This is a genomic window from Nitrosomonas sp. Nm34 (assembly GCF_900113925.1).
Taxonomy (GTDB): Bacteria; Pseudomonadota; Gammaproteobacteria; order Burkholderiales; family Nitrosomonadaceae; genus Nitrosomonas.
In genome coordinates this window covers 1-14105 of sequence record NZ_FORD01000001.1, presented here as the reverse complement: position 1 = coordinate 14105, position 14105 = coordinate 1, and the positions used below count along the sequence as shown (strand labels likewise).

Annotated in this window: 13 protein-coding genes, 1 tRNA gene and 1 pseudogene; 12 read left to right on the top strand and 3 right to left on the bottom strand. The window is 41.4% G+C overall.

Translation table 11 applies throughout. The features are described from left to right. Positions 1–21: 21 nt before the first annotated feature. Positions 22–576 (bottom strand): Slp family lipoprotein, encoded by a 555-nt coding sequence (locus BM283_RS00075; protein ID WP_090687533.1) that lies wholly within the window; start codon positions 574–576, stop codon positions 22–24. Between the two features lie 733 nt (positions 577–1309). On the opposite strand from BM283_RS00075, the gene minC reads away from it, so the two are divergent. The 10 genes from minC (at position 1310) to ychF (ending at position 8549) form a co-directional block, all read left to right on the top strand. Next, the gene (minC, locus tag BM283_RS00070) at positions 1310–2044 is read left to right on the top strand and encodes a septum site-determining protein MinC (protein ID WP_090687530.1); all 735 of its coding nucleotides are present in this window, start codon (positions 1310–1312) and stop codon (positions 2042–2044) included. A gap of 24 nt (positions 2045–2068) precedes the next feature. After that, on the top strand, positions 2069–2878 hold the full coding sequence (gene minD, locus BM283_RS00065) for a septum site-determining protein MinD (RefSeq protein ID WP_090687527.1): 810 nt from the start codon (positions 2069–2071) through the stop codon (positions 2876–2878). Next, positions 2878–3156 (top strand): cell division topological specificity factor MinE, encoded by a 279-nt coding sequence (minE, locus tag BM283_RS00060; RefSeq protein WP_046850083.1) that lies wholly within the window; start codon positions 2878–2880, stop codon positions 3154–3156. The genes minD and minE overlap by 1 nt, the downstream gene beginning before the upstream one ends. A 147-nt stretch (positions 3157–3303) precedes the next feature. After that, complete coding sequence (lolB, locus tag BM283_RS00055; RefSeq protein ID WP_254776048.1) at positions 3304–3942, top strand: lipoprotein insertase outer membrane protein LolB; 639 nt, start codon at positions 3304–3306, stop codon at positions 3940–3942. 44 nt (positions 3943–3986) lie between these two features. Then, positions 3987–4829, top strand: a complete 843-nt coding sequence (ispE, locus tag BM283_RS00050) for a 4-(cytidine 5'-diphospho)-2-C-methyl-D-erythritol kinase (RefSeq protein WP_090687524.1) — start codon at positions 3987–3989, stop codon at positions 4827–4829. A 6-nt stretch (positions 4830–4835) separates the two neighbouring features. Next, positions 4836–4910 (top strand) — tRNA-Gln (locus tag BM283_RS00045). Positions 4911–5055: 145 nt separating this feature from the next. Beyond that, on the top strand, positions 5056–6006 hold the full coding sequence (locus BM283_RS00040) for a ribose-phosphate pyrophosphokinase (protein WP_090687521.1): 951 nt from the start codon (positions 5056–5058) through the stop codon (positions 6004–6006). Positions 6007–6069: 63 nt separating this feature from the next. Continuing rightward, entirely contained in the window at positions 6070–6666 is a 597-nt protein-coding gene (locus tag BM283_RS00035) for a 50S ribosomal protein L25/general stress protein Ctc (protein ID WP_090687519.1), read from the top strand. Between the two features lie 152 nt (positions 6667–6818). Continuing rightward, complete coding sequence (pth, locus tag BM283_RS00030) at positions 6819–7397, top strand: aminoacyl-tRNA hydrolase (RefSeq protein ID WP_090687517.1); 579 nt, start codon at positions 6819–6821, stop codon at positions 7395–7397. 60 nt (positions 7398–7457) lie between these two features. Next, positions 7458–8549, top strand: coding sequence for a redox-regulated ATPase YchF (gene ychF / locus BM283_RS00025; protein ID WP_090687513.1), 1092 nt, complete (start codon positions 7458–7460; stop codon positions 8547–8549). 90 nt (positions 8550–8639) lie between these two features. Here ychF and BM283_RS00020 read toward each other — a convergent pair. Continuing rightward, positions 8640–9350 (bottom strand): annotated as a pseudogene (locus tag BM283_RS00020) (DUF2490 domain-containing protein). 933 nt (positions 9351–10283) lie between these two features. After that, positions 10284–11834: an alginate export family protein gene (locus BM283_RS00015; protein ID WP_254776046.1), complete on the bottom strand. Its 1551-nt coding sequence runs from the start codon at positions 11832–11834 to the stop codon at positions 10284–10286. Between the two features lie 723 nt (positions 11835–12557). On the opposite strand from BM283_RS00015, the gene BM283_RS00010 reads away from it, so the two are divergent. Then, complete coding sequence (locus tag BM283_RS00010) at positions 12558–13646, top strand: M20 metallopeptidase family protein (protein ID WP_217646380.1); 1089 nt, start codon at positions 12558–12560, stop codon at positions 13644–13646. A gap of 7 nt (positions 13647–13653) precedes the next feature. Continuing rightward, entirely contained in the window at positions 13654–14016 is a 363-nt protein-coding gene (locus tag BM283_RS00005; protein ID WP_090687511.1) for a glutamate-cysteine ligase family protein, read from the top strand. Positions 14017–14105 lie beyond the last annotated feature (89 nt).

Here is a 14105-nt window from a genome sequence, read left to right as displayed (position 1 = left end):
GGAAAATATACTTAGAATTCTTTACCACCGGTAAGGATAAGGCCAGTAGAATCCTCTGTAGTAATAGGGGTCGCCGTAAAAGCCAAAAGGATAAGGTGGGTAATATCCGTATCTACCTGGACCATAATAATTGTATCGATACTCTTTGGGCCATAAGTAGATTGCCGTTGCTGAAATAAGTGGCACTTGTATGGTTTTATTACCAATAGTTCGCTCAATATTTCCTTTGATTGTCCCGGTGACTGTTATCTCAGTATCTTTTTTATAAACAGCCGGGTCGAGAAAATCACTGCTTTCAATGACAAAACGACCTTCATTTTTTTTATTGATATAGGGATAACCTTTCTTATCGAGAGGATAAAATAAAATTTGCACCAAGCTGAAATCTTTTTCGTTTTCTACGTCAATAATCACCCCACCCCAACGAATGGGCACATCCTTATAAGCATTGATATCCTGATTGACTGTCTGGTAGGACAAATCAACAAAAGGAATATTTCTTATGGCGGCAGGTGGCAGGCTAGTACATCCATTTAGCAGAAAAAATAAACTGACTATTGATAAACGTAATTTCATATTTTTTCCTTTATCAAGTATGCTTGTCTTTTTAAGCTGATGGAGCCTGTATCAAAACCTGAAAATACGGTATTAACTTTTGGACAATTGAGTAAATAGATAATTCTGGTTTATCAGGCTGTGAAATAACGTATTTAAGACGATCGATAATCCAATTCCTCTGTTGGAATTTAGGATGAAAATAGCTGTAATCTAATTCTATCAACAGTTCCCGGTCAAAAATATTAATTGCTCCTAAGTAACAGTAAATAAGCGGAAAGCAAGGTGTGACAATGCTTTGTTTTGATCATTTTATTAAAATCTCACCTGATTGGTGAGGCTATAAATCTCTCAAAGTGCCTTAATCAGTAGGGTTCTTGAGCAATTTAAAAGATTTCAACTGAGGAATTTAAGATAATAGGCAAAGGCAGACCAAAAAAACATGGCTTATTCCTAATAAATGATTATTTTGAGCCTGTTTTTCAATACTGCAACAGCGAGGTAAAGTAGTTTTTAAACAGTCTGTCAAGGGGAGAGGGAGAGCGGATTTTTACCCTGAATGAACTGCTTTGATTAGATTAATTTCCTGGTTGCCATAGATAGCAGTAGGGTTATGGAAGCGAATTTGTTCAAATGCTGAGCAAAAATATTTGTTCCTTACGTTTGAAAGGTATAATGCATAATTGTTGTCAATAAATAAATTGATATCCATGATATCTTCTACTATTAAATTAACTCTCTGATTTAACAACAGATGTCAATAGATACAAAAAAAATGTATGAAATCCAGTCAGTGCTGGAAATTAAGAGTAGTACTTTTTTTGTGCCAGTCCTGGTTTTGTACACCAATGATTTGGTTGTAATTGAGCAACGATTGCTACAAAAAATATCTCAAGCGCCGGATTTCTTCAGAAATTCACCCATTGTCTTTGATTTGCATGAATTAAATCATCATAATGATGAAATAGATGTTGTGAAATTAGTGGAGCTTATTCGTAAGAGTGGCTTATTCCCTATAGGCATACGAGGCGGGAATGAGTTTCAGAATGCGCAAGCAAACTCGATATTTATTCCAGTAGATAACACGCAAAGTATCGCTGCTGAAATATCCAAAACATCTGTGCCAACTTCTCAAACGGTCGTTAAGGAAGTGGTTGTGAATAATGCAGCGACGCTGATAACTCAGCCTGTTCGTTCGGGTCAACGCATTTATGTGTCGGGCGATTTGATTATATTGGCTCAGGTCAGTGCGGGTGCTGAAATCATGGCTGAAGGTAATATCCATGTTTACAATACATTGAGAGGTAGAGCGCTTGCAGGGGTGCAAGGTGACACAAATGCAAGGATATTCTGTTTTGATTTGCAAGCTGAGCTTATTTCAATAGCTGGAGATTATAAGACAAGTGAAGATCTTAAGGGAACGGTTGAAAAAAAACCAGTGCAAATCTATTTGCAGAATCATGCTTTAATAATAAAAGAATTAGGATAGGATATTTCAGCGAAGGAGAATTAAGTGGCAAGAATTATTGTCGTAACGTCGGGCAAAGGGGGAGTAGGTAAGACCACCACAAGTGCTGCTATTGCCATGGGATTGGCAAAAAGAGGGCATAAAACAGTCGTGATTGATTTTGATGTGGGTTTACGCAATCTTGATCTTATTATGGGTTGTGAGCGACGGGTTGTTTATGATTTCGTCAATGTGATTAATGGAGAGGCAAACCTTAATCAAGCATTGATTCGCGATAAGAATTGTAATTTACTCTATATTCTGCCTGCTTCACAAACACGTGATAAAGATGCTTTAACTTTAGAGGGGGTAGAAAAAGTATTAGAAGAGCTTTCTAAAGATTTTAAATATATCGTGTGTGACTCGCCCGCTGGTATTGAAAAGGGGGCTCACTTGGCGATGTACTTTGCTGATGATGCTTTTGTCGTGACCAATCCAGAAGTATCTTCTGTTAGAGATTCGGACCGGATGCTGGGTATTATGGCAAGCAAATCACGGAGAGCAGAGTTGGCGATGGAACCCATCAAAGAGTATTTATTATTAACTCGCTATGATCCCGATCGGGTTGAAGCAGGAGAAATGTTAAGTCTGGAAGATGTGCAAGAAATATTATCTTTGCACTTGTTAGGCATTATTCCAGAATCAAAAGCAGTCTTAAATGCTTCTAATTCAGGTACGCCTGTGATTTTGGATGAGAAGAGTGATGCAGGCCAAGCTTATGCTGACGTGGTGGCGCGCTATCTTGGGGAAAAAAGACCTCATCGTTTTATTGATAGTAAAAAAGGGTTTCTCAGGAAGCTTTTTGGAGGGAAATAATGAGTCTGCTGGATTATTTTAGATCATCTAAACCCAAAACAGCTACTGTTGCTAAAGAAAGACTACAAATTCTTGTGGCACACGAACGCTATTATCGTAACAAACCTTCTTACCTTCCCCAATTACAAGAAGAGTTACTGGCAGTCATTCGTAAATATGTCAAAGTGGAACAGGACGCCATCTCAGTTAAATTTGAACAGGATGAAAATCAAGAGACGCTCGAGCTGAATATCGTATTGCCAGAAACTCAAAGCAGCAAGCAGCAAGAGTATTCATGAAGTATTCAAGAATGATTTTTAATTAATCTAAACAGTTGCATGGTAATCAAGCAATAATGTATGTTTTGAAGCGACTATAAATAATAAATAGCAGAAATTTGGATGGCTAATTATCGGTTACGTGAAAAAGAGCAGGTTTGATATCCCTTGGTCAATAGCATTAGAAAAAATATTGAATTTTTTGTAGGGAAGCTACTGCTTTGTATCGTTTCGATGCTTGCAGGTTGTGCCTTATTTGAAAGCCACGAGGTCGTTACTACTACTATTGTGACTCAACCTGGCGAAGAAATTTCAAAGGAAGTCTTTGCTAATTTTGATCTGGTTGGGAGAGTTTCAGTCAAAGCAGATAAGCATGGGTTTTCAGGCGGTGTACGCTGGCAGCATACCGAGATCAGCGATCAGATAATGCTATTTTCACCCTTAGGACAAACTGTCGCTCAGATTGAGCAAGGCCCGGAAGGTGTGAGTCTGATTACTTCCGAGCCAGAAACTTATTATGCAAGTAATGTGGAAAATCTGACAGAAGATGTCTTGGGATGGCGATTACCACTTTCCGGGTTACAATTCTGGGTGCAGGGTACCCATTTTCCATTTACTGTGTCTGAAAAGGATTTAGATAGGAATGGCCGGACGATAGCAATCAGACAAGACGGCTGGAAAATTACTTATTTGGATTATTTTTCGCAGCTTATTCCTGCATACAATCATCTTCCAAGAGTATTGGAACTTAGCCGTATAGACCTGAAACTGAAATTGGTCATTGATAGCTGGGATATAAAAGATTAATAGCGTTCTCTTTCTAAAAGATATAATAGAAAATTCAAGCAAACATGCAAACCTTTCACGCACCTGCCAAGCTTAATTTGTTTTTGCATGTGGTGGGACGCCGGGAAGACGGATATCATCTATTGCAAACGGTCTTTAGGTTGATAGATTTTGCGGATCAGCTGAGTTTTGTTTTAAGAGATGATTTTGTTATCAAATTGCGTACGCCTACTCCTGGCGTACCAGAAGAAAATAATTTGTGTGTGCGTGCGGCAAAATTGCTGCAGCAAAGAAGCCATATAAATCTTGGAGTAGAAATATTTCTGGAAAAACACATTCCGATGGGGGGCGGGTTAGGAGGAGGCAGTTCCGATGCAGCAACGACCTTGCTTGTACTTAATCGTTTATGGGGATTGAATTGGAATAGGGCGCGCTTGATGGAGTTAGGGTTAGAGTTGGGTGCGGATGTTCCAGTATTTATCTATGGTGAGAATGCCTTTGCAGAAGGGATAGGCGAAAAACTTTCATCGATTGCTTTACCACCAGCCTGGTATTTGGTGTTAACACCCTCGGTACATATTTCAACAGGACAAATTTTTTCAAGCAAGGAATTGACACGGAATACAAATCCTATCACAATACCGCCCTTTTCCCCCTGGCAGGGACGTAATGATCTTGAAACAGTGGTTTGCCAGATGTATCCAGTTGTGGCAAGATATTTGCAGTGGCTGAAGCAATTAAATAACACGACATTGGTCGCAATGAGTGGTTCGGGTGCTTGTGTATTTGCAGAATTTGCAAACGAACGGGCAGCGAAGTATGCTTTTCAGCAATTGCCCGAGGGAATGAGTGGTTTTGTTGCAGAGGGGTTGAGTTATCACCCATTGCAAAAATTTTTAGAAGAGTAATGAATTTGGGGAGTCGCCAAGTGGTAAGGCACCGGATTTTGATTCCGGCATTCGTAGGTTCGATCCCTACCTCCCCAGCCAGTATTCATAGATCAGAAGCGATTTCAAGTAACCGGTTTTCTGGTTTAAATCAGAGCATATAAATTTATAATTATGTGGCAAGCTTTGTATTACCAAGGGGTTCTGTGTTTTTCAGTATCCAGTTCATAGCAGGGAACTATTAGCCATGTCTTATGATAGCTTGATGGTTTTTACTGGCACAGCCAATCCACAACTGGCCCAGGACGTGGTCAAGTATCTCAATATTCATTTAGGACGAGCAACGGTTTCTCGTTTCAGTGATGGCGAGATCATGGTAGAGCTTCTTGAAAATGTGCGTGGCAAGGATGTGTTTGTTTTGCAATCTACTTGTGCACCTACCAATGACAGCCTGATGGAAATATTGGTCATTGTAGATGCTTTAAAGCGTGCTTCAGCAGGACGTATTACCGCTGCAATTCCCTATTTTGGTTATGCGCGCCAGGATAGAAGGCCGCGCTCGGCGCGTGTGCCAATTACAGCCAAAGTAGTTGCGAATATGCTTACCACTGTTGGAGTAGATCGACTTTTGACAATGGATTTGCACTCTGATCAGATCCAGGGTTTTTTCGATATACCCGTGGATAATATTTACGGTATGCCTATATTGCTAGGCGATATTTGGAAACATAATTATCAAGACCTGACCGTCGTATCGCCTGATGTGGGCGGGGTGGTACGAGCGAGACATTTGGCAAAACGCTTAGAGTGCGATCTTGCGATTATCGATAAGCGTCGCCCTAAGCCAAATGAATCTATCGTAATGAATATCATCGGTGAAGTTGAGGGGCGTACTTGTGTCATCATAGATGACATGGTAGATACGGCGAATACGCTATGCGAAGCTGCCAGAGCTTTAAAAGAGGAAGGGGCTGCAAGTGTCGTTGCCTATTCTACGCATGCAGTACTCTCTGGTAACGCAGTGGAGCGCATTTCAGAGTCTAAACTGGATAAATTAGTAGTTACTGATACGATTCCATTACGTGATAATGCCAAAGCATGTGATCGAATTTGTCAGTTAAGTGTTGCAAGCTTGCTGGGTGAGTCCCTGGTACGCATAAGTAATGAGAGTTCATTGAGCTCATTATTTATGGAATAAATAATGATAGTTTTTATTTTTGGTTTATCTGGTCGCGGATAAATCTTATTTTGGAGAATTGAAATGCAAATTGAAATTGATGCTAATAAGCGTACATTGCAGGGCAAAGGTGCGAGCCGCCGCCTGCGTGTGGAGGGTAAAGTTCCTGGGGTGGTTTATGGTGGAGAGGGAGCTGCACAATCTATCGAATTAGACCATAATAATTTATTCTATAAGCTCAAACTGGAGGCGTTTCACGCCTCTGTTCTATCGTTAAAGGTCGATGGTGTCAAGGAGCAAGTATTGTTGCGTGATGTACAAATGCATCCTTACAAACCACAGGTACTTCATGTAGATTTTCAGCGCGTTGATACGGATAAAAAGATACACATGAAAGTCCCGCTGCATTTCATTAATGCTGAACTTTCACCCGGAGTAAAACTAGCAGGGGGCATGGTTAGTCATGTGCTCACTGAAGTAGATATATCGTGTTTTCCTCAAGATTTGCCTGAATATATTACCGTTGACTTATCAGAAATGGCTGCAGGCAGTACTTTGCATCTAAGCGATCTCCAGTTACCTGAGAATGTGGAAATTCCTGCATTGCTCAAAGGTGATAACTTACCAGTGGCTATTCTCATTGTTCAGCGGGGTGCGGCTGAAGAAAGTAGTACGAGTTAATTCTTAAATAGGTCAAATAAATATCCAGCATAAATCGGAAATACAGGATAAGCTAATCTCTTCTGTATTTCCCTTTTCCAACTTAAGAAGTCGCTGATGAACGTATCTGGATTGATAGAAAATTATTGTTGTGCAATCAAACCGAGTAAACAATGAAACTCATTGTAGGACTGGGTAATCCTGGAGAAAAATACGCTGCTACGCGACATAATGCTGGATTTCACTGGCTCTGTCGTTTGGCAGAACAATTGAGCATCACATTCAAATCTGAAGTTAAGTTCCATGGTCTGTGTGCAAATGTTGTGTTTGATAATGAGCAATTCTGGCTACTTAAACCGCAGACATACATGAATGCAAGTGGAATGGCCGTGGCAGCTTTATCACGTTTTTATAAGATCTCCCCTCACCAGTTATTGGTCGTTTATGACGAACTGGATTTACCTCCTGGAACTGCCAAATTAAAATTAGGTGGGGGTGCAGGAGGTCATAATGGTTTAAAGGATATTATCACACGTCTGGCCACCCAGGATTTCTGGCGACTGCGAATTGGAGTCGGCCATCCAGGGAATAAAAATGAGGTAGTGGATTATGTATTGCATCCACCTCGAAAAGAAGAAGCTTTATTGATTGATGACGCTATTCAGCGAAGTCTGGTTATTTGGCCGCTCATTGCAAGTGGTGACTATACTGCTGCCATGCATAAATTGCACACAAAACAAAAAGAATTATAAAGTTATACTTTTTATTCTGTGTATTTTCCCGTTTACTAGAATTTCAATAATAATCAGATTATGAGCCTGAAGTGCGGTATCGTTGGTCTCCCTAATGTGGGTAAATCCACACTTTTTAACGCACTCACCAAAGCCGGTATTGCTGCGGAAAATTACCCCTTTTGTACGATTGATCCGAATATTGGCGTTGTCGAAGTTCCCGATCCGCGTCTCAAAAAACTGAGTGAAATTGTTAAGCCCCAGAAAGTACAACCTGCTATTGTGGAATTTGTTGATATTGCGGGTCTGGTAGCGGGTGCCTCTAAAGGTGAGGGACTAGGCAACAAATTTCTGGCAAATATCCGTGAAACGGATGGTATTGTGCATATGGTGCGTTGTTTTGCTGATGACAACGTAGTTCATGTGGCAGGAAAGGTCGATCCCATTTCGGATATTGAAGTTATTCAAACTGAACTTGCATTGTCTGATATGGCAACAGTGGAGAAGGCACTACAACGAGAAGCCAAGCTGGCTAAATCAGGTAACAAGGAAAGTATCCGATGTGTGAGTCTACTGGAAAAATTACATACCCATCTTGATCAAGGCCGGCCCGCGCGCAGTCTGACTTTAGAGAAAGAGCAGCAACCGCTAGTAAAGCCATTGTGTCTGCTGACCTCAAAGCCCGTTATATATGTCGCAAATGTTGCGGATGATGGTTTTGAAAATAATCCATTACTGCAAAGTATTCATGAATATGCGGCACAGGAAGGAGCCCCTGTTGTAGCAATCTGTGCGGCTCTCGAAGCAGAAATCGCAGATCTGTCCGATGAAGACAAGCAAATATTTCTGGCTGATATTCATCTGGAAGAACCGGGCCTAAACCGCTTGATTCGTGCTGCTTATCAGCTACTCGGGCTTCAGACTTATTTCACTGCCGGTGTCAAGGAAGTGCGAGCATGGACCATTCACAAAGGAGATACTGCTCCCCAAGCGGCTGGTGTAATTCATACTGATTTTGAAAGAGGTTTTATCCGTGCCGAAGTCATCGCTTATGATGACTTTGTTGCTTATAACGGTGAGCAAGGTGCTAAAGAGGCTGGGAAAATGCGCCTAGAGGGTAAGGAATACATTGTTCATGATGGTGATGTCATTCATTTCCGCTTCAATGTGTAGATTACTTCTCTTTTACCATCGCCTGAAAATTACATAATAGAATTCCCTTATACCTGAATTACCCAGGCATAAGGGTGAATATTTAGTTTCTTAGAGGGTTAGAAACAGATTGACGATCAGATTATGCTCCATTTGATCCGGTCGGGCGCTCCATGGTCTATTAATAAGCTGATTCATATAACCAATTTCCCCCGTGGCCATTTTATTGAATTTCCAGCCTAACCCAACGAAGCCCCTGTTCTGATCAAAGCCTTTTGTAATCCAGCCCTTATGAGCAGTGGCCATATTGATAAACAATTCATCCTGCACTATAAAACTTAGATTCTCGTGAATTTGGGCCATTGGAAACGAAAATTTTACTAACTGGCGGAACCGATAAGCTACATGATTGGGACCAGGTTCGGGAATATCCTGATCAAAAAAACGCTGCTCAAAGCGGCTACGCCATTGTAATTTACCCCATGAGAAAGAATCATTATAGATGAGTTGTTGCCAGATTCAGTGCTCATCAAAATCTCTCCCTCCATTCGGGTTGGCAAATGGTTTAGAGGTCGGAACCCAGGCATAACCACCCCAAATAGTAATCTTATCATTAAGGGCATAACCAATACCTGGGCGGATAATGGCTTGAGAAAACTGAATCGGATCATTGGCAAAACGCCCCTGACCTTCAAGCCATAGTCGCCAATTTTTTAAATTTTCGTTACCGGTTACGTTGCCTACATTGATATTAGCCATAATTTGACCCCAGACTCCAAATTCCTGATGGATATCTTCAGCCTGAACCTGTGCCGATAACATACTAAATGCAGCTGCTACTGCATAAAATTTAAGTTTCTTAAACATATATTTTCCCTTCCTTTGTTGGTAGAAGCTTTCTGGTTTTTAGGTGTTTTAAAAATTAATTCATTCAAAAATAAATTTGATAACTTATTTTTTGTTTCTGAGCGCGCAACACGCTGATGCAAAAAATAGAGATTTCGAGAGCGAAGCCTACCATAGAAAATATCAGAAAGTGTTAATTGTGACAGATAAAATTCCACAGCCAGGAATATTGTTGCGGAAAAGCAACTATCATAATAATCGGATTTTATAATCCGCAATTTTCTTAATAGACGTAAAATTTACTTTTTTGGCTAATAAGATTAGTTCGATGTTTAATTCCGCGGTGGTCGCGAAGCAGCAACTTATAAGGAAGATTTTGACGTTTCGGTCGAAGTGGTGAGGTGGTGTAGATGGTTTATTCTACAGAAGATGTGTCAAAGGCATTTCGCGTTTGTTTATCGGTAGTCTTGTCTTAACTGGATTAGATGATCTGGTCTCTGCGTGGCGGAAGGATAGGCATTGTTCCCCGTTGTGCAAGCCAATCAAGAACGCCTTGCTGCCATATCCTTTGTCGACTACCAACTTCTTCGACAGCGGTATGACAGCAAGATAATCTTGAGCGGCTGCTTTGTTCCTTGTGGTCGCTGGCCTGACTGAGGGAAAGTATCATGACGCTAGGAAGTATCTTGCCGCCGCTTTATGAAACATGTGCAATCTACTCAAAGTCCGCCGGTCGTCAGTCTGTTCCAGTATCTGCATGTTTTGCGCTATTAGCGGTTCTATCCATGACCATTGTTCATCCGTAAACCAGAGTAATTGCTTCATGATCCGATCCCTTTCTCCAAATATTTGAATCAAGTATCTCTCGAAAGTTAGTTTGAAGTTTTTTGTAATGACAGAAACTGGCACCTAGAACTTAATAGTTGCCATTGTATAGCCATAATTAGTATCTTTGCTTCCTGGACTATTCGGAACTTTATCAAAGTAGTCACCTTTGAAGATATGGCTAAATCCTATATCAAAGCTGACACGTTTTAAGAAGCTCCACTGAGGATCCCAGCCTACGCTGACATCCAGCATATGTCCGAGAAAGCTTCCTGCCCTGCCAGTTGGGTCTTGCAAACCGGAGCCGGAAAAGGGGCCACGTTTATCAGCCAACCAATACGCACGATGAGACATCATGAGTCTGACGTTGGGAACCGGCGTAAGATTCATACGAAAACCTACAGGTGAAAAAAGGTTGGAAGGGAAAAAAGGCCCAAACATACCAGTGGGGCCAAATTCCACCCGGCGTTTTGCGTACAGAATGTCAAAATTCTTTCTTGGATCCGGATCACCCGAAGCATAATCAAACAGGTAGATAACCCTGAGTGGCCATGGGGTTGAATCAAAGCTGTATCCTACTTCTCCATGATGCCGATGGGCAAAAATACTTTCATCAAAGGTATCCCCAAATTGATACATCGACTCAATTTCATAGTCTATTGAACCTTTGGTAGGTTTGGCAAACAACCTGAAACCTGGCGTGGATAAATTACGCTGCCTCAGGTTATTACCTTCATTTAATTGAAACCAATAGGCATCAACGTTAGCCCAACGTAGATCACGGTTGGTAATATGTACACCCGAGAAATAGCTTTCTGGCGTATTCCAGTCTAACTGTGACACTTCACGCTGGACAGGTCGTGTGCCAAATACATGGAGGCCCCATTTCTCTTTATCGTTTCCTAAAGTAAATCGAATTCCATCAAAAGTAGGCGTGAAGGTTCCCCAACGATGTCCGCCGACCAAGCGTGATTCCCCATATTCCAGAATGATGCGACCCACTTCAAATGTAGCACCATAACCTGTACCTAAAAAATTCTTGGATAATAGATCAAGGTGAAGTTGGGTAAAATCAAAATGATTAGCAAAAGTTGGATTATGCTGTTGTCCATGTTCTGCCAGCGGCGCACGTATATCGGTTAGCTCAAGCGTAAACTTGGCCCAATCGATAATATTTTTTAATTCGAACAAGAACCGGGTCCGTTGATGAATCTGCTCATTACCATCCGGAATGGCTCTGGTAAAGCCATGATCATACACATCATAGCGCGTCCGATGTTCAATAGCCAGGTTGAGCCAATCTGGCGCCATGGCAGCAAGCGGAGTTTTATGGTTTTCCATAAGATCGGTCAGTCTATCAAAGTCAAACCGAGTACGTCCTACCGATTCCTCCACATCGAATGAACCACCGTTGGGTTTATCATATCTTAAAATACCTGATGGTGTTCTGGGGTTTTGTGTTTCCGTATTTTGTACTTGTGCAAGAATATCATTCTTGCTGAAAGGTAATAATTTTTTAGCTTCTTTTCCTTTTTCTATCTGCTCTTCAGCAGCGAAAGAGGTGCTTCCTCCTATGTGAAATCCAATAATCAAACAGACCAGCATGCTGATTATTTTTTTATTATTCCTCATCATTGCTTTATAACCTCCTTTAAGGTCAAATATCCCAGAAATACTTATAATTTATGTATTTGGGTTATTATGAGAAAATCGTAATTAACAACTACTAGTACATAAAGCCTTATTAAGTATAACAAATAAAAACTCAGCAATATAATATGACAAGCGCTTATATGGAGTTAAAAATAATGAACCTGCTCTTGCATGCCTCTAGCTCAGTTTGAAACATTGTAGCTTGTGTTTTATGAAAATATTGTAGATCTATTTAGAATTTATTTATATTTGTTTTTTCCTTATTTAGAAAGTTAAAAGAATAATGAATTGCATTGCGAAAAAAAGGATGAATTTAATAAAATGACAAAATGGTATGGAACAGCATAAGCCTGCCCATAACGATTGGTTCGCTAGAGATGTTTAATTACAAAATAAATTATTCTATTATCTTCGGCGATTAACTGCTTCTTATAAATATAAATCTCGGAAAGATCGTAATAAATTAATGCCATTAAGCATTAGAAAGGAAGGAGAAATATGTAATTAACCCGGAAAATTAGGCTGGATATCGTTCTCACTATGACTATGCCTTGTTTGCCAGCAAAGCCAGATCGATAGTCATCTGGCAAAAAAGAGCCAATTCATAAGGGGTGGTAATGATGATAGAGAAATATAAATCCGAGCATCTTTATGAGTGGATGGTAGAGATTAGACGAAAGCTGCATCGCCATCCTGAACTAGCTTTTGAGGAAATCGAGACTGGCCAAAGTATTAATAGAGCAATTAACCAAATTGGGCATTTCTTACGACTATACTGGCCCGGGCCATGCGGTGATTGGTAAGCTTTTTAGTAAAAATGCTGTTGCACCAGTCGTTGCCTTGCGTGCTGACATGGATGCGCTGCCTGGTAACGAAAACACCCATTTGCCTTTTGCCTCTTGCATGCAGGGTAGAATGCATGCCTGCGGCCATGATGCACATATGACTATGATATTGGGTGCGGCTGCCCTGCTGAAAACATCACCCCCTCCTTGCCACGTATTGTTTGTCTTCCAACCTGCTGAAGAAAAAGGGGGTGGAGCGCGCGTGGTACTGGAATCAGGTTCCTTGCAAGGCGTCAGTGCGATATTTGGCGGGCATGTAACTCACCACTATCGTGTGGGAGAAATCATGGTGGCTGATGGGGTGATCACAGCCCAGTCCGATCGTTTTAAAATTCATATAAAAGGTAAAGGCGGACATGGCGCGCGCCCGCATGAAGCAACCGATGCCATCGTGATTACGGGCTTGTTAATCACGGCTCTGCAAACCCTGGTTTCACGGGAAATTAACCCGGTTTATCCGGCCGTGGTGACAATTGGTACGGTTCACGCAGGCAGTGCGCCTAATGTGATTGCAGAAGAGGCTATCCTGGAGGGATCGATTCGCAGTACCTTGCCCGAAGTGCGTGATCATATTCATACTGGATTAAAGCGTATGGCTAAAGCCATCGGTGAACTGCATAATGCCAAAATTGATATTGATATCACCCAAGGTTATCCCCCGGTTGTCAATACCACACGGGAAAGCCAGATTGCTCATCGTGCGGCTGAAAAAGTGGTGGGGCGTACAGGCTTAATGGCCCTCGATTATCCGAGCATGGGATCAGAAGATTTTTCTTATTATCTGCAAAAGATACCCGGTTGCTATGTACGCTTTGGTGCAAGACGGTATGAGCATGAATATATTCCGTTACATAGTCCAGAATTTAATCTCAATGAGGAAGTATTGAAAGTGGGAGCTGCCTTTTTCGATGAAGTCATCAGGGAGACGGCGCAAGACTATTTGAGCTGATGTCACTTTGGAATTCGTTCCCTCAAAACCATTAACCGTCGGGGTGGAACTCGAGCTACAATTGCTCGGTAAGGAAAGCCTTAATTTGATAAACGGTATCCAGCCTTTGCTCGAGTGTTACCCAGAGTCACCCTATATCAAACCGGAGTTTATCCAAAATACTGTCGAGGTGATTTCCAAGGTCGGAGAAAATACTGCAGAGATCCATGAACACCTCATCCAACTTGTCAAACAAGTGAAACAGACCTGTCTCATGCTGGGAATGGAGCTGGGTTCTGCCGGAACTCATCCCTTTGATAAGGAACTCGCCTTGTTTACCCCGCTGCCGCGCTATCTGAAAATGGAGAAGGATGCAGGCTATTTAACGTGAGTTCGACATAAGAATCATCAAATCACGACTGGAAGAGCTTGAGGGAGCCTGATATTAAGTGAGGGTTTCTTCTCGCGAAAGGTGTAAGC

Excerpts from the sequence above, each read along its gene's own strand:
- BM283_RS00040 (WP_090687521.1), top strand. The coding sequence starts at position 5,056 with ATGTCTTATGATAGCTTGATGGTTTTTACTGGCACAGCCAATCCACAA.
- BM283_RS00015 (WP_254776046.1), bottom strand. The coding sequence starts at position 11,834 with ATGATGAGGAATAATAAAAAAATAATCAGCATGCTGGTCTGTTTGATT.
- pth (WP_090687517.1), top strand. The coding sequence starts at position 6,819 with ATGAAACTCATTGTAGGACTGGGTAATCCTGGAGAAAAATACGCTGCT.
- minC (WP_090687530.1), top strand. The coding sequence starts at position 1,310 with ATGTCAATAGATACAAAAAAAATGTATGAAATCCAGTCAGTGCTGGAA.
- ispE (WP_090687524.1), top strand. The coding sequence starts at position 3,987 with ATGCAAACCTTTCACGCACCTGCCAAGCTTAATTTGTTTTTGCATGTG.
- ychF (WP_090687513.1), top strand. The coding sequence starts at position 7,458 with ATGAGCCTGAAGTGCGGTATCGTTGGTCTCCCTAATGTGGGTAAATCC.
- minE (WP_046850083.1), top strand. The coding sequence starts at position 2,878 with ATGAGTCTGCTGGATTATTTTAGATCATCTAAACCCAAAACAGCTACT.
- BM283_RS00075 (WP_090687533.1), bottom strand. The coding sequence starts at position 576 with ATGAAATTACGTTTATCAATAGTCAGTTTATTTTTTCTGCTAAATGGA.
- BM283_RS00035 (WP_090687519.1), top strand. The coding sequence starts at position 6,070 with ATGCAAATTGAAATTGATGCTAATAAGCGTACATTGCAGGGCAAAGGT.